The 1,256-nt window shown below is 34.1% G+C and carries 2 protein-coding genes and 1 pseudogene; all 3 read right to left on the bottom strand.

Annotated features, from left to right (window positions below; translation table 11 throughout):
* Positions 1-234, bottom strand: a pseudogene (locus IQ226_RS24775) (hypothetical protein); the annotation flags it as partial.
* A gap of 294 nt (positions 235-528) precedes the next feature.
* Positions 529-957: a hypothetical protein gene (locus IQ226_RS24770; RefSeq protein ID WP_193899785.1), complete on the bottom strand. Its 429-nt coding sequence runs from the start codon at positions 955-957 to the stop codon at positions 529-531.
* A 107-nt stretch (positions 958-1,064) separates the two neighbouring features.
* Positions 1,065-1,256, bottom strand: a 192-nt coding sequence (locus IQ226_RS24765) for a hypothetical protein (RefSeq protein WP_228039683.1), incomplete at its 5' end; no start/stop codon positions are given.

The raw sequence follows: 1,256 nt of genomic DNA, 5'->3' as shown, positions 1-1,256 counted from the left end.
AATCCATACTTGAGTTTGATCTAATAACCAAACTTTATACAGTTTATCGGTAATTCGGTTTTTGGTTTCTCCTGAAGCTGTAATTTCTTGCAGTTCTTTATCTAAAGATTCAGGGGTTTTTGTCCAATCAATTGCTTGATGGGCTACAGGAAAGAAAAATGCTAGGAAGCTTTCAAAATATTCATTTAATGCTTCTTTCCATGATTGATCATAATTTGCTGTTACTTCACTCATTTTATTTCTATATTACAAAGAAGGGAACAGGTAACGGATAGTATCTTAATTTTGTGTGTTTTGGAGCGATGCCTGCGGCGAGCAAAGCTATCGCCATTTCTAATGTGATCATTTATTTCTCCTGTAACTTCAAATTATTTCTATTTTAGCAAGCGATCGCACTCCCATCATCCCAAACAGCGAACTGCTTGCAGCAGCGCTTCGCTATCGCATCCCATCATCCCCACAACAGCAAACTCACAAGTTAGCACTTGCGTAGTGTGTTAATTCTGTGAATCCTTTACCCATAAGACTTCATGCAGGTTCTGTGTCAGAAATATTTGCGGATTTAAGGTTTCGTCTTTGAGAGGGCATGGAAGAACCAAAAATAGATTCAGTCCAAGAAATAACATCTATAAAACGAATAGATTCCATTGCCTGTTTTACGAGAGTTGTGGTAATTTTTATCGTAAAGAGAGGAATCAATAAAATACTAGCACCAATATCTTTAAGAGGTCGTCTAGCTGCAAAGAATTTATATTTACCGAAGAGGGATTCAACAACATCACTAGTACCAAGTAGAATTTGACCTACCGGAATTTGATGAGTTTCAACTGTTAAATATTCAATAATTTTTTCCTGAAATTTTTGTCCTCTTGGAGTCAAAGAATCAATGGAGATAGTTTTTAACCATTCTTCTAGAGATTGAGAATGTAAACCTTGAGTTTTTAGTTGTTTTTGCACAGAATGAATTTGAGTAAATATTTCGGTATATGTATTAATATCTTGTTCATAATTAAAGAGCCAACCAAATTTATTATAAAAACTAATCTAAAAAAGTCGTCATCTTTTTATTCGTTTTCGTAAATTTCTTCTCGTTTCATTGGATTTAATTGTTCTATATTTAAAGGATGCCCCAATAAATATTGGAGGTAATTTCCAGATTGTTCAGAGGTTTCTTGTTGAAGAGTGACTTTAACTATATTGGGTTGTTTTAACTGTTGTTGGTACTGTTCGGGAATTTTTATCATCCCATTTTCGAT

The organism is Dolichospermum sp. LEGE 00240, from assembly GCF_015207875.1.
Taxonomy (GTDB): domain Bacteria; phylum Cyanobacteriota; class Cyanobacteriia; order Cyanobacteriales; family Nostocaceae; genus Dolichospermum; species Dolichospermum gracile.
The sequence above is the reverse complement of the archived record's forward strand: the minus strand, read 5'-3'. Positions and strand labels throughout refer to the sequence as shown.